24 protein-coding genes are annotated in these 26,217 nt (G+C 51.4%); 7 read left to right on the top strand and 17 right to left on the bottom strand.

The features are described 5' to 3' along the window. Positions 1-114: 114 nt before the first annotated feature. The 11 genes from BN1247_RS13895 to BN1247_RS13945 all read right to left on the bottom strand — a co-directional run bounded on the left by BN1247_RS13895 (position 115) and on the right by BN1247_RS13945 (position 10,862). Positions 115-879, bottom strand: a complete 765-nt coding sequence (locus tag BN1247_RS13895) for a nucleoside phosphorylase (RefSeq protein ID WP_054950919.1) — start codon at positions 877-879, stop codon at positions 115-117. A 40-nt stretch (positions 880-919) separates the two neighbouring features. After that, entirely contained in the window at positions 920-1,624 is a 705-nt protein-coding gene (locus BN1247_RS13900; protein WP_231633299.1) for a Crp/Fnr family transcriptional regulator, read from the bottom strand. A gap of 226 nt (positions 1,625-1,850) precedes the next feature. Next, entirely contained in the window at positions 1,851-2,072 is a 222-nt protein-coding gene (locus BN1247_RS13905) for a hypothetical protein (RefSeq protein ID WP_054950921.1), read from the bottom strand. Further along, on the bottom strand, positions 2,053-2,586 hold the full coding sequence (locus tag BN1247_RS13910) for a YxlC family protein (protein WP_054950922.1): 534 nt from the start codon (positions 2,584-2,586) through the stop codon (positions 2,053-2,055). The genes BN1247_RS13905 and BN1247_RS13910 overlap by 20 nt, the downstream gene beginning before the upstream one ends. After that, complete coding sequence (sigY, locus tag BN1247_RS13915; RefSeq protein WP_054950923.1) at positions 2,579-3,112, bottom strand: RNA polymerase sigma factor SigY; 534 nt, start codon at positions 3,110-3,112, stop codon at positions 2,579-2,581. The genes BN1247_RS13910 and sigY overlap by 8 nt, the downstream gene beginning before the upstream one ends. A gap of 23 nt (positions 3,113-3,135) precedes the next feature. After that, positions 3,136-3,969 carry an ABC transporter permease subunit gene (locus BN1247_RS13920; RefSeq protein WP_054950924.1) on the bottom strand — a complete coding sequence of 278 codons (834 nt, stop codon included), beginning with the start codon at positions 3,967-3,969 and terminating at the stop codon, positions 3,136-3,138. Then, positions 3,962-5,050, bottom strand: a complete 1,089-nt coding sequence (locus BN1247_RS13925) for an ABC transporter ATP-binding protein (protein ID WP_082415948.1) — start codon at positions 5,048-5,050, stop codon at positions 3,962-3,964. Before BN1247_RS13925 ends, BN1247_RS13920 begins: the two co-directional genes overlap by 8 nt. Positions 5,051-5,405: 355 nt before the next feature. Then, positions 5,406-6,992 carry a fatty acid--CoA ligase gene (locus BN1247_RS13930; protein ID WP_054950925.1) on the bottom strand — a complete coding sequence of 529 codons (1,587 nt, stop codon included), beginning with the start codon at positions 6,990-6,992 and terminating at the stop codon, positions 5,406-5,408. 172 nt (positions 6,993-7,164) lie between these two features. Continuing rightward, positions 7,165-7,641: a hypothetical protein gene (locus BN1247_RS13935; RefSeq protein ID WP_054950926.1), complete on the bottom strand. Its 477-nt coding sequence runs from the start codon at positions 7,639-7,641 to the stop codon at positions 7,165-7,167. Between the two features lie 408 nt (positions 7,642-8,049). Then, positions 8,050-9,099 (bottom strand): ribosome small subunit-dependent GTPase A, encoded by a 1,050-nt coding sequence (gene rsgA / locus BN1247_RS13940; protein WP_054951665.1) that lies wholly within the window; start codon positions 9,097-9,099, stop codon positions 8,050-8,052. 413 nt (positions 9,100-9,512) lie between these two features. After that, positions 9,513-10,862 carry an ISLre2 family transposase gene (locus tag BN1247_RS13945; RefSeq protein WP_187119684.1) on the bottom strand — a complete coding sequence of 450 codons (1,350 nt, stop codon included), beginning with the start codon at positions 10,860-10,862 and terminating at the stop codon, positions 9,513-9,515. Between the two features lie 297 nt (positions 10,863-11,159). Here BN1247_RS13945 and BN1247_RS13950 point away from each other — a divergent pair, with 297 nt between their 5' ends. From BN1247_RS13950 to dltD, 5 genes are read left to right on the top strand one after another with little or no spacing between them, the layout of a single operon-like run. Next, the gene (locus BN1247_RS13950; protein WP_054950927.1) at positions 11,160-11,318 is read left to right on the top strand and encodes a teichoic acid D-Ala incorporation-associated protein DltX; all 159 of its coding nucleotides are present in this window, start codon (positions 11,160-11,162) and stop codon (positions 11,316-11,318) included. 12 nt (positions 11,319-11,330) lie between these two features. Continuing rightward, positions 11,331-13,082 (top strand): D-alanine--poly(phosphoribitol) ligase subunit DltA, encoded by a 1,752-nt coding sequence (gene dltA / locus BN1247_RS13955; protein ID WP_054950928.1) that lies wholly within the window; start codon positions 11,331-11,333, stop codon positions 13,080-13,082. A 6-nt stretch (positions 13,083-13,088) separates the two neighbouring features. Beyond that, a complete protein-coding gene (gene dltB / locus BN1247_RS13960; protein ID WP_054950929.1) occupies positions 13,089-14,264 on the top strand; it encodes a D-alanyl-lipoteichoic acid biosynthesis protein DltB in 1,176 nt (391 codons plus the stop codon). A gap of 18 nt (positions 14,265-14,282) precedes the next feature. Continuing rightward, positions 14,283-14,519 carry a D-alanine--poly(phosphoribitol) ligase subunit DltC gene (gene dltC, locus BN1247_RS13965; protein WP_054950930.1) on the top strand — a complete coding sequence of 79 codons (237 nt, stop codon included), beginning with the start codon at positions 14,283-14,285 and terminating at the stop codon, positions 14,517-14,519. Further along, positions 14,516-15,754 (top strand): D-alanyl-lipoteichoic acid biosynthesis protein DltD, encoded by a 1,239-nt coding sequence (dltD, locus tag BN1247_RS13970; RefSeq protein WP_054950931.1) that lies wholly within the window; start codon positions 14,516-14,518, stop codon positions 15,752-15,754. The genes dltC and dltD overlap by 4 nt, the downstream gene beginning before the upstream one ends. Positions 15,755-15,915: 161 nt before the next feature. On the opposite strand, the gene BN1247_RS13975 is transcribed toward dltD, so the two are convergent. The 5 genes from BN1247_RS13975 to mtnK all read right to left on the bottom strand — a co-directional run bounded on the left by BN1247_RS13975 (position 15,916) and on the right by mtnK (position 20,927). After that, entirely contained in the window at positions 15,916-16,740 is an 825-nt protein-coding gene (locus BN1247_RS13975) for an aldo/keto reductase (RefSeq protein ID WP_054950932.1), read from the bottom strand. A 265-nt stretch (positions 16,741-17,005) separates the two neighbouring features. Further along, the gene (locus BN1247_RS13980) at positions 17,006-17,650 is read right to left on the bottom strand and encodes an L-fuculose-phosphate aldolase (RefSeq protein WP_054950933.1); all 645 of its coding nucleotides are present in this window, start codon (positions 17,648-17,650) and stop codon (positions 17,006-17,008) included. Positions 17,651-17,679: 29 nt separating this feature from the next. Continuing rightward, positions 17,680-18,477: a DeoR/GlpR family DNA-binding transcription regulator gene (locus BN1247_RS13985; protein WP_054951666.1), complete on the bottom strand. Its 798-nt coding sequence runs from the start codon at positions 18,475-18,477 to the stop codon at positions 17,680-17,682. A gap of 76 nt (positions 18,478-18,553) precedes the next feature. Further along, positions 18,554-19,597, bottom strand: coding sequence for an S-methyl-5-thioribose-1-phosphate isomerase (gene mtnA / locus BN1247_RS13990; RefSeq protein WP_054950934.1), 1,044 nt, complete (start codon positions 19,595-19,597; stop codon positions 18,554-18,556). A 118-nt stretch (positions 19,598-19,715) separates the two neighbouring features. After that, on the bottom strand, positions 19,716-20,927 hold the full coding sequence (mtnK, locus tag BN1247_RS13995) for an S-methyl-5-thioribose kinase (protein ID WP_054950935.1): 1,212 nt from the start codon (positions 20,925-20,927) through the stop codon (positions 19,716-19,718). 378 nt (positions 20,928-21,305) lie between these two features. Here mtnK and BN1247_RS14000 point away from each other — a divergent pair, with 378 nt between their 5' ends. Then, the gene (locus tag BN1247_RS14000; RefSeq protein WP_074011179.1) at positions 21,306-22,316 is read left to right on the top strand and encodes a YihY/virulence factor BrkB family protein; all 1,011 of its coding nucleotides are present in this window, start codon (positions 21,306-21,308) and stop codon (positions 22,314-22,316) included. A gap of 92 nt (positions 22,317-22,408) precedes the next feature. Then, positions 22,409-25,099, top strand: coding sequence for a cation-translocating P-type ATPase (locus tag BN1247_RS14005; protein WP_197278561.1), 2,691 nt, complete (start codon positions 22,409-22,411; stop codon positions 25,097-25,099). Here the strand turns inward: BN1247_RS14005 and BN1247_RS14010 are convergent. Beyond that, positions 25,076-26,212: a YfbR-like 5'-deoxynucleotidase gene (locus BN1247_RS14010; protein WP_054950937.1), complete on the bottom strand. Its 1,137-nt coding sequence runs from the start codon at positions 26,210-26,212 to the stop codon at positions 25,076-25,078. The two genes, BN1247_RS14005 and BN1247_RS14010, sit on opposite strands and share 24 nt — an antisense overlap. Between the last annotated feature and the right edge of the window lie 5 nt (positions 26,213-26,217).

The following is a 26,217-nucleotide window of genomic DNA, read 5'->3' on the forward strand; positions in this document are numbered from 1 at the left end:
TGAACAACGCCATAAGATTTTCTGCCGTTATTTAAAGGCGCTTGACACCCTTAGTATCTACAGTAACCTCGCCAAAATTGCCGATAATATTTTTATTCGCCTTTAATTGTTGGTCTAATTTATAGACAGGCCTAGCGTTACTTTAGCATCGGCGACGACGGTTTCCAGTGCAGTTGTCATTTGCCGTTCTTCACCGCGCGCACTCGCGTTCTCTTGCGCCACAAATTCGTTAATGCCCCCCTCCAAACTGCCTGCCGCTTCGACGACGACGTTTAAAAGAGAAGCCGTACGCACTCCGCGCAACCGACCGATCACGAACAGCGCCGCCGTTTCCATATCTGACCCGAGCACCCCTCGCTCCGACCAAAAACGGTCAATCGCTTCCTCCCGGTCGGTATAAAAACTGTCGTGACTGCGCACAGGCCCACAATAATTAGTATAGCCCAGCCGATCGGCTGTCGCGACTGTGCGCGCTAACAAGTGTGGGTCGGGGATGGCCGGGTAACCTTGTTCAATATATGCTTGTGACGCACCGTCATTTCTTACGGCGCCAGCAGCAATAATAAGATCTCCGATGCGCGCCTGCGGTTGCAGTGCCCCGCAACTGCCGATGCGAATCATCGTCTGTACGCCGATATTGTGTAGCTCTTCAATCGCAATGCCCGCCGACGCACCGCCAATCCCGGTAGACGTGACGAGGACGCGTATGCCTTTGTACGTACCGCAAACTGATTTGTACTCGCGGTTGTAGGCGAGTTCACGCGGCTCTTCCAAAAAGCGCGCCACCCGGTCGACGCGCGCCGGATCCCCCGGCAACAGGGCATAAGTAGCCCCTACGTCGTTACTTAGTTGAATGTGTGGTTGCAATTCCTCCGTCATCGTGCAAACCCCTTTCCGTCATCACCTAATTCAACGTCCCTTAAATCAAGCGACTACGCGCTTCTTCCCGCTTTAATTTGTCGACGTCTGTGACGATTATCTCGTCATTGTCACTTATAATTATCTTTTGTTCACTTAAATTTTTTAAAATGCGGTTGACACTGCGCGGTGTGACGGCAAACTGGTGACTCAACTGGTGCTTATCTACCGTCACTTTAATCCCATCCACCTGGCGCACACCGTGTGCCAAACTACGCACCAAAAAGCGACAGATGCGATGGTACAACGAGTAAAGGCTGTCTTCCCCTGCCTTCTCAGACAAACGGTAAAACAACGCACTTAATTCTCGCATAAAACGTGTACTAAAATGTGTGTCCCTTTCAATCCATTTCATAAAATAATCGCGCTTTAAGCCAATTAGCTTAACATCTGTCAACGCTTCCACATTGCACACAAAGGGTCTTAAGTCAAATATTTCTAATTCGCCAAGTAAGTCACCTTTCTCATACGTCGCTTGTGAATATTTACGCCCATTTTCTGCTAAGACGTTAATATCGAGTAACCCTTCGACAACGATAAAAAAGCTGTCTTGCACATCCCCTTGCCGAAAAATAACGTGTCCGCTTTCGTACGCGTACGTTACCCATTGTCGTAAAATCTCGTACGGGCAATGTTTAAGCAGGTCGTATATTTGGCGGTTGCGCTCCATGATGTCTACAATCTCTTGGATATACAACGCATTCACTCCATATGGTATCCCGTTTCCCTTTGCTCGCCAAGGACATTTGTCCCCGGCTACACGTATTTTCACCCAACTTTTTATAAAAAACAACTGTCGCGCGGGCAATTGTCCTCTAAAAGACAAACATGCCACAATGAGGGGCGTACGACTGCACACCCCGTGCGGCATGTGTATGTTTAAATGTGAGACTCAGTAGTTAGTCATTAACGTCGTGTTGCGTGTTTTGCCCCTATTTTTCTCCTCTTCCACACCTCAATTTCGGCACGAGCCGCGTTGCGACGAGATAAATGACAAGCGGGCCGGGAACGCTCGTCAACCCCCAAATGCCCCAAAACCACTCGTTCCGATTTCGTTTGCGCGCATCGACGAACAACCACATCCCTTGAGCGAACAAGAGGAGACCGATGGCGACCCAAACGATTAACGGGATGTCATTCGCGGTGACGTTCATCTGCTACCCTCTCCCCTCGCACAGCGGCACGTTTCCGCTCTTTTCTCACGAATACGGCTAAAGGGACGACGAAAGCGAACAGTTGCACAGCAAGAATGTATTCGATTGGCAATCGGTGATACACGAAGAGGAAAACAGTACATACAGCGATCGCCACTAAACTAAACGACACTAAGTCGCGCCGTAGATTTTTGCGTTGCTGCTGCCTTTCAGCGGCGACAAACTCGCGAAACCACTCGGGATCGGGCGTGTACACCGGCGCCACTCTATCTAATTGTTCCAGCCCGGCCTGCAAGCGGTCGATCGTTTGACGCTCTGCCTGTTCGCCAAGCGATTCGTTTGTCACCTCACGCTCGCAATCGGTAAGCCGATCCATCCCTGTGCAACCGAACCCCTTCGTATCGTTGCCCTCACAAACGAGCCCTTCGTAGCCGTCCGCCCGAGTCATCCCCTTATGACGATCGGTTCCATACTTTCTTTCCTTACCGTTTGACCGATTCGTTTCCTCATTCACCTTGCGTCAACTCCTTTCGCAGCTTTTTTAAGCCGTTGTGGACGCGCGATTTTACCGTACCGGCGGCGATGCCTGTCATCGCAGCTATTTCTTCATACGTGTAGCCGTAATAATGCTTTAAGACGAGCGGCACGCGCACGTCGTAAGCGCACTTCGCTAACGCGTCGAGAACAGCGGGCCACTCTTCGCGCACGTACTGCGCCTGCCAGTGCATTTTTCGTAACGCGCGCTGTTGATCCCGCCACTGTTTCTCCCTTTTTTTGCGCCGTAAATCGTCAATGTACATGTGCGTCGCAATCGTAATGAGCCACGAAGAAAACTTCGCCTTTCCGTTGTACGTACCAATTTTTTCAATGCATGTCGCCATCGTCTCTTGCACCAAATCTTCGGCCACGTGCGGGTCCATTGTAATTTTTGTTAAATATTTATATAAAAATGAATAATTATCCTGTAATAATGTCGCTAACGCCCGCTCGTCACCTTGCATTGCCTGTTTGATACACTTTTTTTCCTGTAGTGTATCCATCAATCGTCGCTCCTCCTACACGGCTACTTCACTTGGCTTTCGAACAACGCATTACGGTTGTTCCACTTCGCGACCCTGGGTAATATCAATATGATCGCGAGCAACAGTACGCCGCCGATAATGAATAAGACAGACACGTGTAACAGTAACAGCCCTGTAAATTGCATGATGAATAAGGCGACGAGCGGTACGACGATCAGTCCCGACAATTGGTATGCTTCTTGATAGCCTTTGACTTTCGCTGAAATGACGACCGTCAGTAAAATGACAGAGAAGCTAATGATCGGTACGACCCACAACAGCAACACGAGCCAATTCCACGTCGGGAATATAAGCGACTGAAATAGCGGATAGGCGAGTGCATTCACCGCGATCCCGTACAAGACAAAAGTAGCAAAGGTGATGGCCATCGCGGGTAGGAAGGCCGACAACAGTTTGCCGACGAACAACTCTTTAATGTCGATCGGTGCGAGCAACAAACTTTCTAACGTTTTGCGCTCCTTCTCCCCGACAAAGCTGTTCGCGCCGATCACACTTGCCACCATGACTGGAATGAGCAGAAAAAACGGGACGAATATATAGTTGACGAGCATGTAGATGGCCTGCTGTTCCAACCCCGCAAAAGATTGTAACGTCTCCTTAAGGTTCCCACCCGGCAGTTGTTCGATTAAACCGACGAGCATCTCGCCGCCGTTCATACTCGCAAGGCCGATCGTACGGATGACGACGATGATTGCTATTGGTAAAATCACGCCGATCACGAGCGGTACGACGAGCAGCGGTAGCCATATTTGTACATTCGATGTCGTACTGCGGATGTCTTTTTTAGCAATAGCCCACAGCGCACGCCTATTCACGGTTAGCGCCTCCTCTAATTTTAAAGTATAGCGTCTCTAAATCGCGATTGACGATTTCCGCGGCAAATACGTCGGCTTCTTGTGACAATGTACGCAAGAGCGCAGGAATCTTATTTTTTTCCGGCAGAGTGAACAACAGCTCCCGCTCGGACAGCCGCTCAAACGAACAGCCTGCGACGCGCCCTGCGACCCCGTGCCAATCGGTTTCAACCTTTAACATGGTCTCAGTCAAATATTTTTGTTCAATCTCATGTAAACTCCCTTGCTCGATGACGCTTCCGCCGTCGATAAAAATGTAGCGGTCACAAACGGCGGCGAGTTGATCTAAAATGTGTGAACAAATGAGCACCGTCGTCCCTTGCTGCTCGTTCAGTTCTTTAATGTACGCCAATACCATGCGAATGCCTTCCGGATCTAGTCCGTTCGTCGGCTCATCCAAAAAGAGAATGTGCGGTCGATGTAGGAGCACTTTCGCGAGACCGAGCCGTTTTTTCATCCCTGTACTGTACGTGCCGACTTTTTTGTGCTGGTGTTCTGTGAGAGCGAACTGCGCTAACAATTCATCGATACGGGCTCTGTCGTCTACGCCGTACAAGTCACTGAAAAACTGTAAGTTGTCGCGGCCGCTCATATGTTCATACAAACCAGCCGTCTCCGTCAACGTACCGCTCCTCGCCCGCAGCTTGTTGCCGTGGCGAAACGGATCGCTCCCCGCGACGGCAACCTTTCCCGCGTTTGGTATGATTACGCCGTTGAGTAAGCGAATGAGTGTCGTCTTGCCCGCGCCGTTCGGCCCTAACAAACCGACGATCTCCCCGCGGTTCATGTGAAACGTCACGTTATGCAACACAGGCTTCCCGCCGAACGATTTGTCGACTCGTTCGACCGATATGAGCGGTTGACTGTGGCCGTTATCCTTGTCGCCCTTGGCACCCCGGTCGAGTAACTGGTTGTCCTCTCTTGCGATCGTCGCATGCGATTCATTTATGGATACGCGTCGCTTACCTCCCTCTGTTGGAAAAACGGGTGCGTGATCTCCACCTTTTTCAGTAAGTTGACCTGTTCCAGTACTCGCTGCCATGCGATCAGCTCCTTTCCTTGTATATCCGTGCCGACACTGTGTTTTCACGATTGCGCCAGCACGTGTACCACCTTCATCGTGCGATATTCAAAAGTCACCCATAGTACGAACGAGTCACGTGAATCGTTCACTCTTTTTTTTAAAAAAAATTGCAAGGGGGGCGCCAGCAAGAAAGGGTCACGGCGAATTTCTTTTGGTCGGTTTCGTTTGTAATCCGCTTGGGAGGTTCGGTTACGTATAGGCGTTGTTACATTATGAGCGCAAAATGAGCGAAAAAAAAACGCCTACACCGTAGAGGTAAAGGCGTGGGATTGCTCCGCTGTATTCGTGAGCACCGTCTTTGAGGAGTGTATTCCTACTGATCAGCAGCTTCGCGAGATATCCCTGCTTCCTCCGCCCCTACCGCTTGCTGCCGCAGGCGAAACTTTTGCAATTTCCCGCTCGCATTGCGTGGCAGCGCATCGACGAAGTAATACTGGCGGGGCCGTTTGTAGCTAGCGAGTTTGCCGCTCACCTGACAAAACTGATCGAGCGCCGCGGCGGTCAATCCAGCTTCTTTCGGTACGACATAAGCAGCGACGCGCGCACCCCACAGCTCGTCCGGCTCACCGACGACGGCGACGTCCAACACGCCCCTGTGCTCGTACAGGACATCCTCAATTTCTCGGGGATAAATATTTTCGCCGCCACTGACGATCATGTCGTCGACGCGGTCGGCCACCCACAAGTAACCGTCCGCGTCGAAGTAGCCGAGATCGCCGGATCGGTACCACCCGCCCGCGAGCGCTCTGGCCGTCGCTGCTTCCCGATTGAAATAACTGCTCATCATACAAGGCCCTTTAACAATAATCTCGCCGACTTCCCCAGGTGCGACAACATCATCCGCATGCGTCGGTTCGTCGTCGCCTGGACGGACGACGCGAATCTCGTGATTCAAGCAGGCACGTCCCGCCGAACCCGCTTTTGTCAGCTGCTCATCTTCGAGCAAAAACGATACGGCCGGCCCCATCTCCGTCATGCCGTACGCCTGAATGAGGCCGATCCCGAAGCCGTCGTGGCAAGCGCGCACGAGCGCAGGCGCCATCGACGCGCCCCCGTACAGCCCGAGCCGGAGCGTGCGAAGGTCGTAGGTAGTCAAATCTTCCTGCAGTAACATATTCCACATCGTCGGAGCGGCAAAAAATTGCGTGATCTGCTCCTCTTGAATGAGTTGTAACACGTCTTTCGCGTGAAAGTGGTGCATGATAACCGTACTCCCGCCTACGTGTATACGCGGTAAAAAGGCACAGTGCAACTCGGCGCAATGAAACATCGGTGCCGTCACTAAGCCACGGTCGCGCGCGGTCAAGCGCATCGTACTAATCATAATAAGGCTATGTTCGACCATGTCGCGGTGTCGGTGCACGACCCCTTTCGGCTGACCCGTTGTCCCGCTCGTGTACATAATCGCGTACACATCAGATTCGCAAACGCTTACAATCGGTCGAGCCGACGATGCTTGTGCCACCCGTTCGTCGTATACATCTGCATAAGCCGGGGGGTCGTCATCCACATACCAAAATTCGAGCTGTGTGAATTGCGATGCTAACTTCTCCACTTCCTGCGCCACTGCACGCTCAAACAGTAGCACCTTCGGCGCCGCATCACGCAAGATGAACGACAGTTCATGCGCCGTAAGGCGAAAGTTAATCGGGTTAAAGACCGCGCCGATTTTCGCACAGGCGAACAAAGCGGTTGCAAATTCACTCGTGTTGTACAAAAAAGTCGAGACGCGGTCCCCTTTCGTTACCCCAGTAGCTAACAGGGCATTGGCTAACCGGTTAATTTGCTCGTCCCATTCGCCGTACGTCCAGCGCTGCCCCCGCTGAACGTCGTACAGTGCCTCTTTCTCCCGAAATTTGTGTACTGTCTGTTCAAACAGATCACCGATCGTCACATACATAAAAGAAACTCCCTCCCCTGTTGCAGTCAGCCGCCGCCGATCCATACCGCAGTGATCAGCTGAACGATCAGCTGACGATCAAAAGCTACAACTGCAATGGACTGACTATTTTTGACTCACACTATACGCGAGGGAGGGTGGGTTGTCAATATTTTAAATAGTAATGTACTGACTACCTCAACTGATCGAACACACCTGACGCTTCTTCCACTTCTTCCTTAGATAAAAAACCGGTAAATTGATAGACGAGTACACCGCTCTCCGTAACTTTCACCGTAGCAATGCCGCGGCGCGTAAACGTTTCTAACAACTCTGTCGCTTCCTCCGTATTAAGTGATGTTTCCGTCGCCAATTCAACCGCCGTTAACGCGCCGCCTTTACGTTCAGCCAAACGCAAAATTTCCCGTTCAAAGCGCTCATCGTATTGCTGTGACAACACCTTGCGTTTGCGAACGACCATGAACACACCCAAGCAAAAAGGCAATACGCCGAAAAAGAGCAGAACGACTAAGTCGGTCGTGAGCGAAGATTCCTTCCCGATCGCCATTGCCGCCAAGCCAATAATAAAGATTAATCCGCCAAACAAAATAAGGACGATCCCCAACACTAAAATAAAGCCGTTAAATATACGACTTTGTGGCTTCCGCATCTCTTTAGCCTCCGTTCCCCTGTTTAATATTTAGCAATATGTAACATACGTTTCCGCATGGCTTCACCTACCGCTTACGCCTGTCGCAAACTAGCTACAACTATGAGCGGTATCATTGCAAACTGACAAACACACAGGCACGCACTGAACACCGCGTTTGGCGGTACCTACACACTGTACTAAGTATGTACGTTCATAGTACCACAAAAGTTTCACTAAGCGCAGTACGGCGGCTATTCGCGCTTAAAAACGAATAGCCGCCGTCGATTCGCTTTTACGTTATCTGGAATCGTCGTCAGAAGTCGATCGTATCATCTTGCGTCCTACCATACGCCATAACGCTTTCAGTTAATCCGTCTCAATGCCGATGTTATCGTAAAATTGTAAGAGGGTCGTCTCGACAATTAACTACGCCTGATTTCGCCGCGTTTTTTTGACAGCCTTTCTCCCTCTAAGCTTGGCCTTTTGCGCCTCTCTGCGCGCAAGATACATCTGTTCGCGCTGCAGTTTGACATAATTGTGGTAACGGGCCGCAGCGAGCGTTCCGTCAGTAATCGCTTGTCTGACAGCACAATTTGGCTCCCGTTCGTGGCGGCAGTCGCGGAAGAAACAGTACTCTGCCAGTTGCTCGATGTCGGCAAACGCATCGCTGAAGCCGTCGTCCGCTTCCCACAACGTTAGCTCGCGCATTCCCGGCGTATCGACGATGAGGCCGCCCTGTGGCAGTACGATCAATTCGCGATACGTCGTCGTATGCCTGCCGCGGTCATCCCCTTCTCGCACATCGTTAACTTGCTGCACCTCTTCCCCGGCGAACGCGTTCACGAGCGTCGATTTCCCGGCGCCGGAAGAACCGAGTAAAGCGACCGTTCGCCCTCTTCCCAAATGCGAAGTGAGTGCTGCCATCCCTTCATTTGTATGGGCGCTGACGACGTGAATCGGTACGCCGGAAGCAATCGCTGCCACCTCAGCTACCTTCGCCTCGCTGTCCGCACACAAATCAGCTTTACTTAAAACGATCACAGGCTCGGCACTGCTTTCCCACGCCAAGACGAGATAGCGCTCGAGGCGGCGCAAATTAAAGTCACGATTAAGGGCGTTGACTAAAAAAACAGTGTCGACGTTGGCGGCGACAATTTGCGCCTCGTGTGTCGTCCCTGCTACTTTGCGCATAAATTGACTTTTCCGCTGCAGCACGCGGTGAATCGTCGCTCTCCCTTCAGGCCGTACTGAAAAAACGACCCAGTCGCCGACTGCTGGAAAGTGTTCCCGCCCCGCCGCTTCCGCCTCAAACCGGAACTTGCCGGCTACTTCTCCTAACAACTCTCCGTAAACGGAAAAAATGCGGTACATCCGCTTATGTTCCAACGTGATCCGTCCGACCGCGTACGATTGCTCATCGACATCTGCACACTGTGCCGCAAAAAAATCATTCCATCCTAACGTTGCTAAATCCAAATGTAAATCCAAGCGGATTCCCCCTAAAAAAGTTTGACCATAAACATACGGATGCGGTCACGGAAGAATCCTCGACAAAGCTTCCTTCGAAAAGGTGTCGCGACGTATAGAAGGCCCTTTTTAACCTTCGAACGTCGGAACGTCGGTCATGTCTTGTTGGAGATGCTCCGTGACACAGTGACAACTACTTCGCATAAATCAAATAAAATTTCCGACATAACACATCACTCCTCTACCGTTCTTGTGCAATGATTGCGTTTATTATAGGCCGACTGCCACTTTTTGTCTAGCGCGGGCGGTGGCTCTGTATGTGTCAAGCTTTACTCGACGACCTTACAGGATCAAGGATTTAAAGACCTAAATATGTCATTCCCTAACGTTCACTTGTTGTCCGCCCTTGAGGAGTTAACTCTTCAAGGACGGCGATTAACCACCTTATCCAAATACCCAATAGCACTTGAAGCTGATGCGGCACCTACTTGGATCCTGCCAACTTGAACCCCAATGTGATCCGACTTACCTATTCGCCTCGCATGGCGTTTTAGTTTTTGTGTCACTTGGCGGTTGGGCCAGACAGTTAATAATGCCTGTCTCAACGTCCCATTGGTAACGCCTTGTTGTACTTTGGCGATGGCTTGAGCCCCTTCTTCACTCCAGTACATGCCACGACGTTTCATGCGGTATGCCAGACGTCTCTGGTTCGATTCCATGCATCCCATCCTACGAGCATTTTTTGGCACGTCTGGACTAACCTCACGCCAGTCGCAGAGGATCTCCCAGTGCCCTTCAAGATACTTCTGCATGTTCTCGATACGCTTTTCCTCTCGCTCCGTCTCTGCATTTCCCTGTGCCGTATCAATCACCGCTTTAAACCTATCCTTATTTTTTTCGGATATTGCCTTTTCAATTTGAGGAATGAGCCTTGGCTGGCGGCTCAACCCGCGACGAATACTCCTCTTTACGTGAAAAGGATCCAATTGGCGGACAACCGATGTCGCTTCAGAAAAGGTATTTTGAACGCGTTCCTCAGAGATCCATGAAGCCGCATCCGCATTAGTCGCCACATGTGTATGTGAGAGATCCCAACGATGTCGAATCGCTGCATAACCTATTTCCCAAAAGTCATCCACCGATTCAACGGTAGAAAAGACGTGACGATCTGTTAACGAGACACGCTGTCCGTTTTGCTCCCACCCGGTATAGGCAAGCATATTTTTGATCTCTATTCCTTTGCCTCTCCCTTTGACGTATAAGCCATCTGCTTCGCAATATAAGTGCTTAACGGACGGAGAGTTAGGAATTACCGTATCCTCAAAAATTCGATCCCTTTTTTCAGCATCCATGACAGCTTGAGCTTCACCTGCTTCTTTTACTAAGCGCTGAAACGTCGTATGGCTGATCGTTATACCGGCAAGTTTTTGCGTGACCTCTGAGGCGAGGCGGTAGGTCATTCCCGGCGCTGCAGCTAACTCTGCTCCGAGCATCATAAGGTCTGGGCTGTATCTTTTACGGCGTTTTAAACCGATTGCCTCATCGACAGGGTAATGTGCGTTTCCGTTTCGGTCGTACATCAAGTGGCGTTTATAGGACACTGTCCCAAAAAAACTGGTGAACTCCCGGCTGTCCAATCGCTCACTTTTCCAACCGTATTTTTCCTTGTAATGCGTCGTCATCATCTGATCGAGCTGCTCCAAAAATTCTCCGAACAGATCAGCCATCACTTCCATCAGGCGAATACGTAAGCTTTCCCAAAACGACAACATATCTGTAGACTGTTCCAAGATAGTAGCGATTTCTGGTATAATGGTTTTCAAGGAAGACCTCTCCTTTCGTGGTGGTTAGGAGTACTATTTAGGTCTTCCTTTTCTATATTCTCCCTCCAAATTCCTGCTAAAACCCTTCGAGAGAAATGTTACACATACGGTGGCTCTTGTAGAAGCAAAATAAAACGCCTAATCTTGTCCTGAAAAAAATTCTTTGCCCCAAGTGCAACTTTCTGCTCCCAAATAACGTCTTTTTTTTATAGAATATGAACGTGCGTTTTTGAAAGGGGTGTGCGAATGGAATCATTCGTCAGCATCTGTAAACGACTCTGGCAGAGCAGCGCGACCCAGTGGACCGTAAAAACGGCCTATTACTTATTCATTCTGCTCGCCTTGCTCTGGATTCACGTCCTCGGCGATGCAAGCTCTAGTAATTTCATTTATAACGAATTTTAAGGTGTGAAAACAATGAACATCGTGCAACTCATCAATCGTTGGGGCAGTGTCACCCCGGAGCGCATCGCCTTTCACGCGAAAGAGCAACCGCTCTCGTACGGGCAACTGCGCAGTCGTTCCGATGCGTTAGCTCACTGGATTACGACACAATTTCCGCAGGATTACGCGCCGATCGTCGTCTACGGGCACATGCAACCGGAAATGCTCGTCTGCTTTTTGGCGTGTGTAAAGGCGGGACACGCCTACATTCCGCTCGACGAGTCGCTGCCGCTGGAACGCGTGATGCGTATCGTCGCTGACTCGGGTGCCAAACTCGCCTTGTCGCCGACGGACTTACGCGACCGCTTACTCGTTAGTACATTAGCGGGCGACTGCGCAGCCACTCGAGCGAAAGACGGTGCACGGGGTGCGCCGGATAACGCACCCGGTTATGCGAGTATTTCGACGAATGGTACACCCGCTCCGACGGCTGACGGTGCGACAGCTTCCTTGATTGATCCGGTGCCCGATTATGCGACTGGTCAAGCCACCAGTGCCGCGATTGAACCGACATCCGAGTACGCGGTGCTGCCAGGTGTAACCGTGCTCGACTACAGCATACGTAGCGCGCTTAAGTTGGATGAAGTCATCCGCGCACACGATGGCAAGCGACCGGATCCTGCCGATTGCGTTAGCGGGGAAGACAATTTTTACATCATTTACACGTCCGGTAGCACCGGTGCGCCCAAAGGGGTGCAAGTTACGCACGACTGTCTTGCGAGCTTTATCGCGTGGGCGACGCGCGAATTCGCCTTAGAAAAAGGGCAAGTGTTTCTCAACCAAGCACCGTTTTCATTCGACTTGTCGGTGATGGATCTTTACCCGGCACTGCTTAGCGGCAGTACGCTGTGGCCCGTGGACAAAGAAATGATCGCCCGGCCACGGGACCTGTTCGCGGCACTCGCTAAATCGGGTATAAACGTGTGGACATCGACGCCGTCCTTCGCCGAAATGTGCTTGCTCGACCAATCGTTTCAGCAGCAATTATTGCCGTCCTTACACACCTTTTTGTTTTGCGGCGAAGTGCTGGCGAACGACTGTGCAGAAAAGTTACTGGAACGCTTCCCTGACGCGCAAGTGTTCAACACGTACGGCCCGACCGAGGCGACCGTCGCCATCACGGCGGTTCGCGTCGACGAAGACCTCGTGCAGCGTCACCGCCCGCTACCGGTCGGCTATTGCAAACCGGACTGCCACCTGCTAATCGTCGATGAAGACGGACACCCGGTGGCAAGCGAGGAAAAAGGTGAGATCGTCATCGTCGGCCCGAGCGTCAGTAAAGGGTATTTCAATGACCTCCAGCGTACGGCAGCGTCGTTTTTGACCGTTGATGGCATGCGTGCCTACCGCACAGGGGACACCGGTTATTTGCAAGAAGGCCTGCTGTTTTACGGCGGACGCAAAGACTTCCAAGTGAAGTTACACGGTTACCGCATCGAGTTGGAAGACATTGAACACCACTTGCGCGCCCTCCCGCTCGTGAAAGCAGCGGCAGTGCTCCCGGTGTACAACGAGAAAAACGGCAAGTGCGACTTTTTGACGGCGGTCGTCGTTCCCGAGTACAACCCGTCAGGCAGTGCGTTCAAGCTAGCAGCAGCGATTAAAAAGCAACTTGCCGCGTATGTGCCAGCGTACATGGTGCCGCGCAAAATCGTGTTTAAAGACAGTTTGCCGATGACCGCTAACGGTAAGTTGGACCGCAAACAGCTCGTCGGCGGGATTTAACGACCGATGACGCCTTACGAAACATTACCTTTTTTCCTGTTACTGGCGGTCCTGCTGCTGCCGACCGTCATCGCCGGTTTACGGGAAAAACCGTTAATAACGTATAACTTAGTCCTTACGCTGCTGTTCGTCGGGATCATTTTTTACGACAAGTGGTGGGAGCTGTTCTGGCTGTGCCTGTACGTCGTCTGGCAAACGCTGCTCATTAAGACGTACCTCGCCTACCGCCGTAAGCAAAATGCGACGTCGGTGTTCGTTGCAGCGGTCATCTTGGCGATCGTGCCGCTTTTGACGGCAAAACTGACGCTTTCCAGCTTGTTCGCGGCACCAGGCGGTGCGAAGTGGTTCGCTTTTCTCGGCATTTCGTATTTGACGTTCAAAAGCGTGCAAATGGTGATGGAAATTCGCGACGGACTCATTAAAGAAGTCGGCACGATTGACTTCTTGCGCTTCCTGTTGTTTTTCCCGACCCTCGCTTCCGGCCCGATCGATCGCTGGCGCCGTTTTCAGAAGGACACGGCACGCACGCTAAACCGCGAGGAATACATCGATTACTTGTACAGTGGGATCAATCGCATTTTCCAAGGGTTTCTGTACAAGTTTATCATCGCCTTTTTGCTGAACACATACGTGCTCGAAACGGCGTTTGTGCAAAGTGACAAGCCGTTGGCGACACTCCTGTACATGTACGCGTACAGTTTGTACTTGTTTTTTGACTTTGCGGGCTACAGTTCCTTCGCCATCGGCGTCAGCCGCATGATGGGCGTACAGACGCCGGAAAACTTTAATAAACCATTTATAAGCCGCAACATTAAGGACTTCTGGAATCGGTGGCACATGAGTTTATCGTTTTGGTTCCGCGACTACGTCTACATGCGGCTCGTCTTCTGGCTGACGAAAAAAAAGTTGCTCAAAAACCGTTACACCATTTCGTACATCGGCTATTTCGCCTTGTTTTTATTGATGGGATTGTGGCACGGTCTGCAGTGGAACTACATCGTCTACGGCTTGTATCACGCCGTCATGATCATTAGTTTTGACTGGTTGGAGCGGAAAAATAAGAAGCATAAGTTTTGGCCAGATAACCGCTTTACCCACGTGCTCGCTGTCGTCGTCACGTTTAACTTTATTTGTTTCGGACTACTCATTTTCTCGGAACGCGGAGCGGCGTTCTTCGGCTAACTTAGGAGGTAAATTGACATGACTTTACAACAACGAGTTCTCGACATTTTAACGGACATTTGTCAAACAGACGAAGTAAAAGAAAGACTGAACGTCGATCTGTTTGCGGAAGGATTGCTAGATTCGTTCGCTACCGTGCAGTTATTAATAGAAATCGAAGAGAAACTAGGCATTAGCGTCCCTATTTCCGACTTTGACCGAGAGGAGTGGGCGACGCCACAAAAAATTGTCCAGCACCTCGAGGGGGTAAAATGAAAAAGCCGCGGTTCGGCCCTTTGCTAATCGCGCTCACCTTACTCGGCACGTGTATCTTTCTTCCGACGTCGCTCATTGTCGGGCAAATCGACAGAAACAAAACAGAACAAGCGGCGACGTCCTTGGATCCAATCGTGTTCAAAGGGACTACCGTGCAAGAAGCGATGCTAAAAGACGAGCGCTTTTTGCCTATTTACGGCTCGTCGGAGCTGTCGCGGCTCGACCCGTACCACCCGAGTAACTATTTTTACAAATATCCCGCCGGCTTCACCCCGTTCTTAATCGGACGCGGCGGGTCCCAGTCCCTTATTCACTACTTGAACATTGCGTCAGTCGGCGATGCGCTGCAAGGGAAAAAAGTGGTCGTCATCTTGTCCCCGCAATGGTTTAAGCCGAAGGGAATTACGGAGAACCACTTTGCGGCGAATTTCTCCAAGCTACACGCGTACCGCTTCTTGCGCAATGAGAAGATCGACGAGAAGGCGAAAGCGAACGTAGCGAAGCGGCTACTTAAATTTAAAACCGTCAAAGAAGACTCGCTCCTCACTACAGTGCTCAACAGTTATGCGAAAAAAGGCGAGGGCGCCCAATGGCAAACGGCGGCAGCTAAGTCGCTCCTCAACATGCAGATCAGCTTGCTAGAAAAAAAGGACGCGGTCAACACGCTGCTCCGCGTGCGCAGCAAGAACTTAAAGGCGCGGAACACGTTGAAAGAGAACTTATCGTGGAAAGAACTAACGCGCGACGCAGAAACGTACGGGCGCAAGCATTCGCGCAACAACCAATGGGGGATCGAAGCGCGCTACTACAAAAAACATAAGCAGAAAATCGAGCGCAGAACGTTCAAAAATAACGCTTCGTACGCTAAATCGCCTGAGTACAAAGACTTGCAGCTGATGCTCGACTTGTTTAAAGCGCTAAACGTGGATGCCTTGTTCATCTCGATTCCAGTTAACGGGCCGTGGTACGACCAAGCTGGCTTCCCGAAGCAAGGCCGCACGACATATTATGCCAAAGTGCGTAAGCAAATCACGTCGCAAGGCTTTAAATTCGCCGATTACAGCAAACACGAGTACGACTCTTACTTTTTGTGTGACCCGACTCACCTCGGTTGGAAAGGCTGGATGTACGTCAACCGCGATCTCGAGAAGTTTTATAAAAACGAGTTCAAGAATGCGAGTAAGAAGCAGGAGAAATCAATCGAGAAGCTGAAGAAGAATCAATCGAGAAACTAAAGAAGTAAGTAATGGTAAAAATGGACCGCTCACGATGCGAGTGGTCCTTTTTGCGTTATATTGAAGTTATTTTGTGGCTTTACTTTAGGAGTTACTTCCCATCCTTCTTTATAGGCGTACCTTCCGTACGTCCCTTGGCGATCGACGTTTCTCGTAGACTTTTACCGCTTGTTCATGTCGTTCGGATGTGGGCCACGGCGGGCACCGCGGTCGAGGCCGTCGATCGTCGCCATTTCTTCATCCGTCAATACAAAGTCAAATACGTCATAGTTTTCTTCGATGCGCGACGGCGTTACCGATTTCGGAATGACGATCGTTTGCTGTTGCAAGTGCCAGCGTAACACGACTTGCGCCGGCGATTTCCCGTGTGCGTCGGCAATCGTTCTTACCGCCTCATCTTGCAAAACTTCGCCACCTTGATCGAGCGGGCTCCACGCTTCGACATAAATGTCGTGCTCTGCACAAAACTGTTTGAGCGGCTTCTGCGCAAAGTACGGGTGACACTCTACTTGGTTTAGTACCGGCTTAATCTCACACTCGTTAAACAACCGCTCCAAATGTTCGCTCTCAAAGTTGCAAACGCCGATCGCCCTAACTGTACCGTCTTTGTATAGCTTTTCCAGCGCTTTGTATGTATCGACGTACGTATCGTACTCCGGGGTCGGCCAATGAATTAAGTACAAATCGACGTAGTCCGTTCCGAGCCGCTTTAAACTTTCGTCGTACGCCTTCAACGTTTGCTCGTAACCTTGGTCACTGTTCCAAACTTTCGTCGTCAGGAAAATGTCTTCCCGCGGGATCCCCGACTGTTTGAGCGCCTTGCCGACGCCCGCTTCGTTTTCGTAAACTTTCGCCGTATCGATCGACCGATAGCCAACTGCGAGCGCCTTTTCGACGGCGGCCGTCACTTTGTCGTCTTCTACTTGCCAGACTCCAAACCCGAGTTGGGGCATGGCAATCCCGTTATTTAGCTTGACTTCCTTCATTTGTAACAGCTCCTTTTTGAAAAGTTAGACAGTAGGCATAGTTGTAGGCATATTATACCATATATCACTAGCATTGCGTTAAACTGCGTTAAACCATTCATACACTTCTCAACGGTCCCGGAAAATATTCGCATCACTGTCATTTAACCCATTAAAAAGATTTTTCGGAATGAGGGTACAGGTCATCCTGTACAAATCTCACACTAAGGAAATTTAATTAATGGATTACGGCAAATAAATCGTGCGCTTGCCCAGCCAAGGCTTTTCAGGCCTTCTGCCCGTATGTTTTAAACTTCTCTAGCATATGCGTCATTTCTTTGTCGTCTAAAATGACTGGTTCGCCGATTGATTTTGCGCGGTAATATACTTCACAGCAAAACTCGATCTCCTCAGCGATGTTGAACGCCTGCGGCAAATTGTGCGCACCGGCGAGTAAGCCGTGATTCGCCAGCAACACCGCATAACGGTCTTGCATCGCCGCAAACGCGTTTTCGGCAAGCTCTTTCGTACCAAAACTGGCATACTCGGCGCAACGCACGTCTTTTCCGGCGAAGGCGACTAAATAGGAGACGGCTGGCAACGACCAACGCAGCGAAGCGAGCGTCTTAGCATACACCGAATGTGTGTGAACGACGGCGTCAATGTCGCTGCGCCGCTCGTAAAAAATCGCGTGCATCTCCAATTCGCTCGACGGCTTGCGCGTCCCTTCGACGATGTTGTGCGCGCGGTCGAGCACGACGACGTCTTCCGGTGTCATGACATCGTAATCAATTCCGCTCGGACTAATCGCCATCAGTCCTTGTGCACGGTTAAAGACGCTAATGTTGCCCCCCGTCCCTTTCGTCAAGTTGTGTGCGGTCAGTTTGCGACAGTATTGTACGATTTGTTTCCTTTCACTCGCTAACAGCAACGGTTCTCCCCCTTATCTATTTTCAGGAGCTATTCCTTAGGTGGCGGCGCCATAATGACCTCGACGCCATTCGCGCGAAAGTCTGCAAGGCACTGGCGCTGCCGTTCGGTAAACGGCTGTTCTTGGTCGGTAATAATCCCATCAATCCGTTCAGCCGGACAAATTTTGAAAAAAGCGAGCGTGCCAATTTTCGAATGATCCGCCAACACGTACACTTTGTTCGAACGTTCGATGATCGCCTGTTTCGCTTCGCCTTCATCGATGGCCGAATCGGTCACGCCTTCAGTAAAGTCTAATGCTTTACAAGAAATAAACGCTTTGTCGATATAGAGCGACTGCAAGTAGTGCTGCATGGAGGAACCAATTAACGACAGCGACCCCCGACGCAAAAAGCCACCTAACAGGATGACCGTAATTTCCGGATCTGCGGAAAGTTCCACGGTAATGCTAATGTTGTTCGTAATGACGGTTACTTTTTTCTTAAACTTGATTAAGCGGCTCAACTCGAGCGCTGTCGTACTGGCGTCAAACGCGACGACATCCCCGTCTTCGATCAACTGCAATGCTTCGTAGGCGATCTTTTTTTTCTCATTGACGTGTGTCCGCAAGCGATCTTCTAGCAAACCGTCGTACACGCGCTTCTCCTTTAAGCGCACGCCTCCATAAACGCGTATAATTTTTCCTTCGTCTTCTAGCTTGTCAATATCGCGGCGGATCGTCATCTCAGAGACGGAGAAGCGCTCGCTAAGAAAGGAAAACTCCGCGTAGTCCGTCGTCTCTAAAATGTCGAGTATTTCTTGTCTTCGCCTTTCCGGTAACTTTGACATCACACCTCGCCCAATCTGTATATTGTGTCGTGTCGGGCGTTTTCGCCCGACACTTAAATATGATAACACGCCGGGTTTAGTCAAACAATTTCCGTAAGTTTTCATTGTACGGCGGGCGGACGACCCCTTTTTCTGTGACGATGGCCGTTACATTTTCATAGGGCGTGACGTCGAAGGCCGGGTTGTACACCTTGCTCTCCTTCGGTGCGGTGTACACGCCGAAGCGGTTAATCACTTCTGCTTTATCGCGCTCTTCGATCGGAATGTCTGCCCCTGTCGCCGTTTCCAAATCGATCGTCGACGTCGGCGCCGCCACGTAAAACGGAATGCCGTAATATTTTGCTAAAATGGACACGCCGAGTGTGCCAATTTTGTTCGCCACGTCCCCGTTGGCCGCGACGCGGTCCGTCCCGACGATGACGGCGTCGATTTTCCCTTGCGACATCACCATTGCCGCCATGTTGTCCGTAATGACGGTCACATCGATGCCCGCGCGCATCAGTTCCAGCGCCGTCAACGTCGACCCTTGCAGGCGGGGCCGCGTTTCGTCGGAGTACACTTTTAAATGCCACCCTTTTTCTTTCGCTAAATACATGACCGATGTCGCGGTGCCGTACTTCGTCGTCGCCAGCGCCCCCGCGTTACAGTGGGTGAGGATGCCCATCCCTTCGTGGACGAGCGAGAGCATGTGTTCCCCGATTTTCCGGTTGCTGTCTTCATCTTCTTTATGAATCGCTTGCGCTTCCTTTAACAGCCGCTGCTTCAACTCGGCAATCGGCAGCTGTTTGTTTTGCTCGGCGACGCGCGTCATCCTCTCGAGCGCCCAGAACAAATTGACCGCTGTCGGTCGCGAATTCGCCAAAATATCCGACTTTTCCTTTAATACGGCAGCAAAGGCGTCATACGACTGTTCCGGTGCCCCTTGAATGCCGAGGTACAGCCCGTACGCCGCCGCCACGCCGATCGCCGGCGCGCCGCGGACGATCATGTCGGCAATCCCTTCCGCCACCGCTTCCGCTGTGTCATACGCGTGATAAGTGATATCATTCGGTAGGACTGTTTGGTCTAGTAAAACTAATTGGTCATTTTTCCACTCGATGGCTAACAGTTGGTCCGCCATTTACGCCACTCCTAACTATTTTGTAAATGTTACTCCGTACGCCGGACGGGATCGTTTCAGCTGCAGGTGGATCGCCGGCTCACTAGTAGCCGAGCCACCAGTGTAAGATAAACGGTCCTCAACTGTGCACACGTGCCTGCTGCTTTAACGCCTGCAAGCAGTCGTCACCTGTACGGAAGTGGGCGTGTCGTTTAATGAATTGTTTGGCTGTCGACAAGCAAATACGCTCCGCGCGCACTCTCGCCGCCGCGTCTTCGATCGAGGTAATATCTTTTACTTTGGCTAGCCCGACGATACGGCGCGTCAGCTCCAAGCCCGCGACGGCAACCGTATCGCTCAGTACGGTCTCTAAATACCATTGTTTGAATCCAGGTTCTAACGCCATCACTTCAGTGGCGTGTGCGTCCCAGGCACGGTTAAACTTGTCCACGAATAAGTCAAACACATCGACGATCGTCTGCTCTACCCAGACGACAAAGTCGCGCTTGTCGTAGGCGTCGCCGTTTGCCCAGGCAAAGATGAGGTTGGCAATGACGTTTCCTAAGTCGTAGCCGATCGGTCCGTAAAAAGCGAATTCTGGGTCGATCACTTTCGTCGACTCCGGAGTTACGAAGACGGAACCAGTGTGTAAGTCGCCGTGGATGAGTGCTTGCGCATGGGTCATGAAGGCAAACTTTAATTTCGCGGCCTCTAAGCGCAATTCGTCATCGCCGTATATTTCCGCTTTAATCCACGCCTCGTTCGGTGCAAACAGTTCGTTGCGCTGTTTATAGTCGTTGAACGGCTCCGTGTACACGAGGTCCTCCGATATTTCACACAACTCGGGATTTAAGTAGCGCCGCACGAGTTCCTTCTTCTTTTGATGGTCCAAGACGACATCGGTCGTCAAGAACGTCGTATTTACGATAAACGTCGTCATATCGTCGGCAAAACGCGGAAACTGTTTATGAGCAATGAGGGCGTCACGTAAAATTTCGTGGTCCGATAAGTCTTCCATGATGAAACAGCTCATGACATCGTCGTACAAATAAACTTCTGCCGCGAGGCCAGGCGCGAGTTCTCCTTGTAACTGAAGGGCATTCGCTTCAATTTGGATGCGGTTCGTCGATAACTTAAAGTCGTCGGAGATGCGCGCCGTCGTGCCTGCATGTTTGACGATGACCGATTTCCCCGTTTCCGGATCTTGCACGCGAAACACGTAGTTTAAGTTGCCGTCGCCGATTTCTTTACACGTTAATTCACTGTCTACACTGAAGAAGTTTGTCTTTTCTTTTACGTATTCTACAACGTCATCAGCATCCATTAAAAAATAGCTCGTAAATCGGGACATAGTTGGGACACCCTTTCCTAGTAATTAAAATTGCTCGCGCATTCATCAGGCTGACCAGGACATTCGCGCCATATAATAAATGTTAATCCACGTGTAGATGATGATAACAATTAACATGTATGTGTTAATTGTTAACGATATTATAACATGTATTCACTGTTTATAAACACGTTTTAACAATTTTATTGTGGTAACTCAAACCAAATATGTCCTTAACGGGAGTGGATTCGATCGGCGGAACAGAAGTTCTGCAGCATAACGTGCGGGATGGTAGCATCTGCTTTTACTGGCAACTTATTATATAATCAAAGGAGGGAAAACTTGTATTGCGCCTACGCCAAACGGGGCGGGGGCAGCTGACGAGGAGGCATCACATTAATGAAAGGACGGACGTCGTGCTGGCGTCTCTCGTGGCAATTTATTAAACAGTTCACCGAACGTTTTATCGCCGACCGCGTGACCGACTTGTCGGCGCAGATCGCTTACTACTTTTTACTGTCATTGTTTCCTTTTCTTATTTTTACTGTAACTTTACTCGGCTATTTCGTTTCCACGGAAGCCGTCTTAACACTTGTCAAAAACTATGTGCCGATGGAATCAATCCCGCTAATCGAAAAAAATGTTCGCGACGTGCTAGAAGTGGACCGCGGCAGCCTGTTGTCAATCGGAATTATCGGCACGCTCTGGTCTGCGTCTAACGCGACGAACGCCATCATACGAGCCATTAACCGCGCTTACGACGTGCAAGCGAACCGCCCGTTTTGGAAAGAGCGGAGCCTCGCCATCATCTTGACGCTAGCGTTAATTTTTGTCATTTGGGTCGCGCTCGTATTGCCAGTATTTGGACGGGAGATCGGGATGTTTGTATTCTCTTTACTGAACTTGTCGGACACGTGGTTGTCCATTTGGGCGTTTTTTCGCTGGGCGCTTAGCTTTTTCGTCTTGTTTATCGTGCTTTTATTTTTGTACTACTTCGCCCCGAATAAAAAACTGCGCATGCGCCACGTCTTTTGGGGGGCACTTGTAGCGACGGTCGGCTGGCAACTCGTTTCTTTGGCCTTTTCATACTTTGTCGGACAGTTCAGCAACTTGTCCGCCACGTACGGGGGGCTCGCCGGGGTGATCGCGTTAATGATTTGGGCGTACATGTCCGGCATGATTATGATTGCCGGCTGTGAAGTGAATGCGACGTTGGAAAATTTGCGTACAGCAGGTGGCAGAGGGCCGGATCGCGACGGCGATTGTCATACTAAAGATGACGACGGAGGTGCCGGCGATGACGGCGACGGCGACGGTGACGACGACAGGAATGGTGGCGGAGACGACGGAAACGGAAGTGGTAAACAAGGACGGCCGAAACGACGGATCATCGCCAAAGGCGTTCGCTAGTCGCCTTCACCCCTCTTTTTCACGGAAGGCTATCACCAATTTGGGTAATATAAAGATATTGTTATGAGCTCTTATCACGACAGAAGAGAGTGATCGCAGTGTGGTACGAAAAAAGCGTTACTGACGTCATCGAGCAATTGCACACGAATCCTGAGGAGGGTCTAACGCAAGCAGAAGTTGCCGCGAGGCAGCAAAGACACGGACCGAATGCGTTTGCGCCGCCTAAAAAGCAGTCGATCTGGCAATTGCTGTTCGCGCAAATTAACAGTCCGCTCATCTACATTTTACTCGCAGCGGCTATCATTTCCGCCATCGTCGGCGAACTGAGCGATGCGGTTATAATCGGCCTCGTCATCGCCTTGAATGCGGTCATCGGGGTCATTCAAGAAGCGAAAGCAGAGCAATCGCTCGCGGCGCTACAAAAGCTGTCGACGCCGCAAGCTGTCGTCCGCCGCGACGGGGAAACGAAAGAAGTCCCCTCTGAATTACTCGTCCCGGGAGATATCGTCCTAATCGATGCTGGGCGCTACGTGCCAGCCGATTTACGATTGCTTAAGACGACCAACTTCAAAGTTGAAGAATCGGCGTTGACGGGGGAATCGGTTCCGGTCGACAAACGGGCCGACTGGTCCTCTTCAGAAGAAGTGCCGCTGGGCGATCAACAAAATATGGCCTTCATGTCCACACTCTCGACGTACGGGCGCGCCACAGGCGTCGTCGTCGCAACGGGCATGGCGACGGAAATCGGCAAAATCGCCGGTATGCTCGGCGCGGAAGCGAAAGACGAAACGCCGTTGCAGCGGCGTCTAGCTAGTCTCGGCAAAACGCTCGGCATCGGTGCGCTCATCGTTTGTGCGGTTATCTTTGCCCTCGGCTACTGGCAAGGGCGCGAACCGCTAGACATGTTTCTACTCGCGGTCAGCTTAGCCGTCGCCGCGATCCCGGAAGGGTTGCCGGCGATTGTTACGATCGTCCTCGCGCTCGGGGTGCGGCGAATGATTAAGCGACACGCTATCGTGCGCAAGCTCCCCGCGGTAGAGACGCTCGGTTCAGTCACGGTCATCTGTTCCGATAAAACGGGGACGTTGACGCAAAACAAGATGACCGTCGTCCGCTATGCCATCGGCACAAAAGCGGGCGACATCGCCGCGCTGAACAGCCGCCGCTTTGCCGAGAGGCGGTTGTTGGAACATTTTAGTCTCTGTAACGACGCCACCTATACAGCAACTGAACAGACGGGCGACCCGACTGAAGTCGCACTGTTAGCCGCGGCAGCTACGCACGATATTCACAAAGAATCGCTTGAACGCGCAACCCCGCGCGTACATGAAATTCCCTTCGATTCGGAGCGGAAACGGATGACGACGGTGCACAGGAGCAGTCACAGCAATGACGACAGTGGCAAGTATGTCGTCATCGTCAAAGGGGCGATCGAGCGCGTGCTTCCCCGCGCCAAACATGCCATTATTAACGACTCCGTCGTTCCGCTGACGGACGACGGACGCGAGGCGATTGCCGCACGCGCGAACGACATGTCTGAAGACGCGCTACGGGTGTTAGCGACGGCCTATAAAGAAGTTGACACGATACCGGAGCGCCCAGAAGATCTAGAGAGCGACCTCATTTTTAGCGGCTTCGTCGGCATGATCGATCCACCGCGCGAAGAAGTAAAGGATGCACTCGCTGCGTGTAAACGAGCTGGCATTAAGACGGTCATGATCACGGGCGACCACAAAGTGACCGCAGTCGCGATCGCTCGTGAATTAGGGATGGCGCACGATGCTAAACAGGCGATCACTGGCGCGGAAATCGATGACCTATCTGCTGCAGCACTCAAGGAACGCGTCCCTGACTTGGCGGTATTCGCTCGCGTGTCGCCGGAGCATAAAGTGCGCATCGTCGAAGCTTACAAGGCGAACGGCCACATTGTCTCGATGACGGGCGACGGCGTCAACGACGCCCCTTCGTTAAAGCGGGCCGATATCGGAGTAGCGATGGGCGTGACCGGGACGGACGTGGCCAAAGGCGCTGCGGACATCGTACTGACAGACGACAATTTCTCGACAATCGTCGCAGCAGTTGCGGAAGGACGCAACATTTACCGCAACGTAAAAAAGGCGATCCTCTTTTTGTTGTCGTGTAACGTCGGAGAACTGATCGCCCTGTTTTTCGCTATTATGTTGGGCTGGCCCGCCCCGCTCCGCGCGATTCACATTTTGTGGGTTAACTTAATTACGGATACACTGCCAGCTATTTCCCTCGGGGTCGACCCCGGAAGCCCCGACGTGATGGATGAAAAGCCGCGTCGGCAGAAAGCGGGCATTTTTGCTGGCAGCAGCGGCATTTTTACCGTCGGCAACGGCTTACTCATCGGCGCGTTAACGCTCGTCGCTTTTTTAATGAGCGTCAAAATGTATAGTGGGGCCCCTTCTCTATTTGCCGTCGACTTCGACAACTTGTCCGCGGACGCGCTGGCGCACGCACAGACGATGGCGTTCGTCGTGCTTAGCGTGTCCCAGCTGTTTCACGCGTTAAATTTGCGCCACCCGCGGCGGCCACTGTGGCAAATCGGCCTGTTCGGCAACAAGTTATTGCTCGGTAGTATTGCCCTCGGCATTGCCATCCAAGCGGCACTCGTGAACCTCCCGTTTTTTCAAGATGTGTTTCACTTGCACCGCTTAAGTGCCAGTGACTGGCTGCTCGCGCTACTGTTGTCGCTCGTGCCGCTCGCACTGAACGAACTCGGCAAACTGTTCGCCTCAGTCAAACGTCGGAAACTCTAAATCGTGTAAAATGTAGGCGAGGAAAAAGACGGCCGACGGCTGCTCGTACGTCTGCTGCACGACGCGCAGTTGGTGACGGTAGACGTACTCGTACTCGCTCGGATTGTTGCGTCGCTCCATGTTTACTTTTATGAGAGCGTCCAACTTATCGACGAGGTCGACCATCTTCCCTTCGTACGTATTTTCCTTCGCCTCGACCGTGTATGAGATGAAAGCTTCGTGCATATACGGTGGCAGTTTGTGTACGAGGTCTAGGTTCACTTTCCGTTCGTACGCTTCAAAGGCGCGCTTAATTTCCGGGCTGGAATGTTTCACCGGCCCGAGCACGTCGCCGGTCACTTCTTCTACGATGTCGTGCCCTAACAATTTCCCGACAACGGCTAAAATGTCAATCTCGACGCCGTATTTAATTTTTTCTAAGTAACTGTTAAAAATGCCGAGCGCGGTCGAACGGAAACCGTGAATCGCGTCATCGTCGTACACAGTGTTCACTTTTCCTTTCCAGCGGCGCACGCGGTCTAACATTAAGACGCTAAATAAAAAGTCGTACAGCTCGTCGCCTGCATCGACGGCGGCCATGAGCGTGCGAATGGACGGCAAGTGATGCCGCCGCAGTTTGTCGGCCAGCTCCTCGTATTTGTCCGCGAAAAAGTATGTCGAACCGTATAGCACTTCGCGGTGGCAAAACATCATCGCGTCAAACGTATCGACCCCGTCGACAAGTTGCCCCTCGTATGAGTCGTCTTCGGCGCAAACGATAAAGTCGGTAAAAATCGGTTGCAACGACTGGGACAGATACGAGACTATTTCTGTACTCGCTTCTTTTTCTAAGCGATAAATGTGTTCTCGCACTTCTTCGCTCTTTTTCGTCCGGTGTTTGATCGGTCCTGTAATGACTTCGTTTAAATCGTGAAAAATGGCGCGACAGACGATTTTGAGCACGTCGGGGTCTTTCCCGTACTGTTTTTGCTCGATGAGTGCCGCGATCAACCCGTACACGGCGCAGCGGTAGCTATGGCTCGCCGTATTGTCTTCAAACTTCGGGGCGTACTCGTCCCACCGCGGCACGTACTGCATACGCGTCACAATGTTTATAAACTTCCCGTTTTGCATCGTTT

Source organism: Numidum massiliense (genome assembly GCF_001375555.1).
In the GTDB taxonomy this organism is placed as follows: Bacteria; Bacillota; Bacilli; order Thermoactinomycetales; family Novibacillaceae; genus Numidum; species Numidum massiliense.

Excerpts from the sequence above, each read along its gene's own strand:
- BN1247_RS13895 (WP_054950919.1), bottom strand. The coding sequence starts at position 879 with ATGACGGAGGAATTGCAACCACACATTCAACTAAGTAACGACGTAGGG.
- BN1247_RS13905 (WP_054950921.1), bottom strand. The coding sequence starts at position 2,072 with ATGAACGTCACCGCGAATGACATCCCGTTAATCGTTTGGGTCGCCATC.
- sigY (WP_054950923.1), bottom strand. The coding sequence starts at position 3,112 with ATGGATACACTACAGGAAAAAAAGTGTATCAAACAGGCAATGCAAGGT.
- BN1247_RS13925 (WP_082415948.1), bottom strand. The coding sequence starts at position 5,050 with ATGGCAGCGAGTACTGGAACAGGTCAACTTACTGAAAAAGGTGGAGAT.
- BN1247_RS13930 (WP_054950925.1), bottom strand. The coding sequence starts at position 6,992 with ATGTATGTGACGATCGGTGATCTGTTTGAACAGACAGTACACAAATTT.
- BN1247_RS13935 (WP_054950926.1), bottom strand. The coding sequence starts at position 7,641 with ATGCGGAAGCCACAAAGTCGTATATTTAACGGCTTTATTTTAGTGTTG.
- BN1247_RS13945 (WP_187119684.1), bottom strand. The coding sequence starts at position 10,862 with ATGTTGTCGTTTTGGGAAAGCTTACGTATTCGCCTGATGGAAGTGATG.
- BN1247_RS13950 (WP_054950927.1), top strand. The coding sequence starts at position 11,160 with ATGGAATCATTCGTCAGCATCTGTAAACGACTCTGGCAGAGCAGCGCG.
- dltA (WP_054950928.1), top strand. The coding sequence starts at position 11,331 with ATGAACATCGTGCAACTCATCAATCGTTGGGGCAGTGTCACCCCGGAG.
- dltB (WP_054950929.1), top strand. The coding sequence starts at position 13,089 with ATGACGCCTTACGAAACATTACCTTTTTTCCTGTTACTGGCGGTCCTG.
- dltC (WP_054950930.1), top strand. The coding sequence starts at position 14,283 with ATGACTTTACAACAACGAGTTCTCGACATTTTAACGGACATTTGTCAA.
- dltD (WP_054950931.1), top strand. The coding sequence starts at position 14,516 with ATGAAAAAGCCGCGGTTCGGCCCTTTGCTAATCGCGCTCACCTTACTC.
- BN1247_RS13975 (WP_054950932.1), bottom strand. The coding sequence starts at position 16,740 with ATGAAGGAAGTCAAGCTAAATAACGGGATTGCCATGCCCCAACTCGGG.
- BN1247_RS13985 (WP_054951666.1), bottom strand. The coding sequence starts at position 18,477 with ATGTCAAAGTTACCGGAAAGGCGAAGACAAGAAATACTCGACATTTTA.
- mtnA (WP_054950934.1), bottom strand. The coding sequence starts at position 19,597 with ATGGCGGACCAACTGTTAGCCATCGAGTGGAAAAATGACCAATTAGTT.
- mtnK (WP_054950935.1), bottom strand. The coding sequence starts at position 20,927 with ATGTCCCGATTTACGAGCTATTTTTTAATGGATGCTGATGACGTTGTA.
- BN1247_RS14000 (WP_074011179.1), top strand. The coding sequence starts at position 21,306 with ATGAAAGGACGGACGTCGTGCTGGCGTCTCTCGTGGCAATTTATTAAA.
- BN1247_RS14010 (WP_054950937.1), bottom strand. The coding sequence starts at position 26,212 with ATGCAAAACGGGAAGTTTATAAACATTGTGACGCGTATGCAGTACGTG.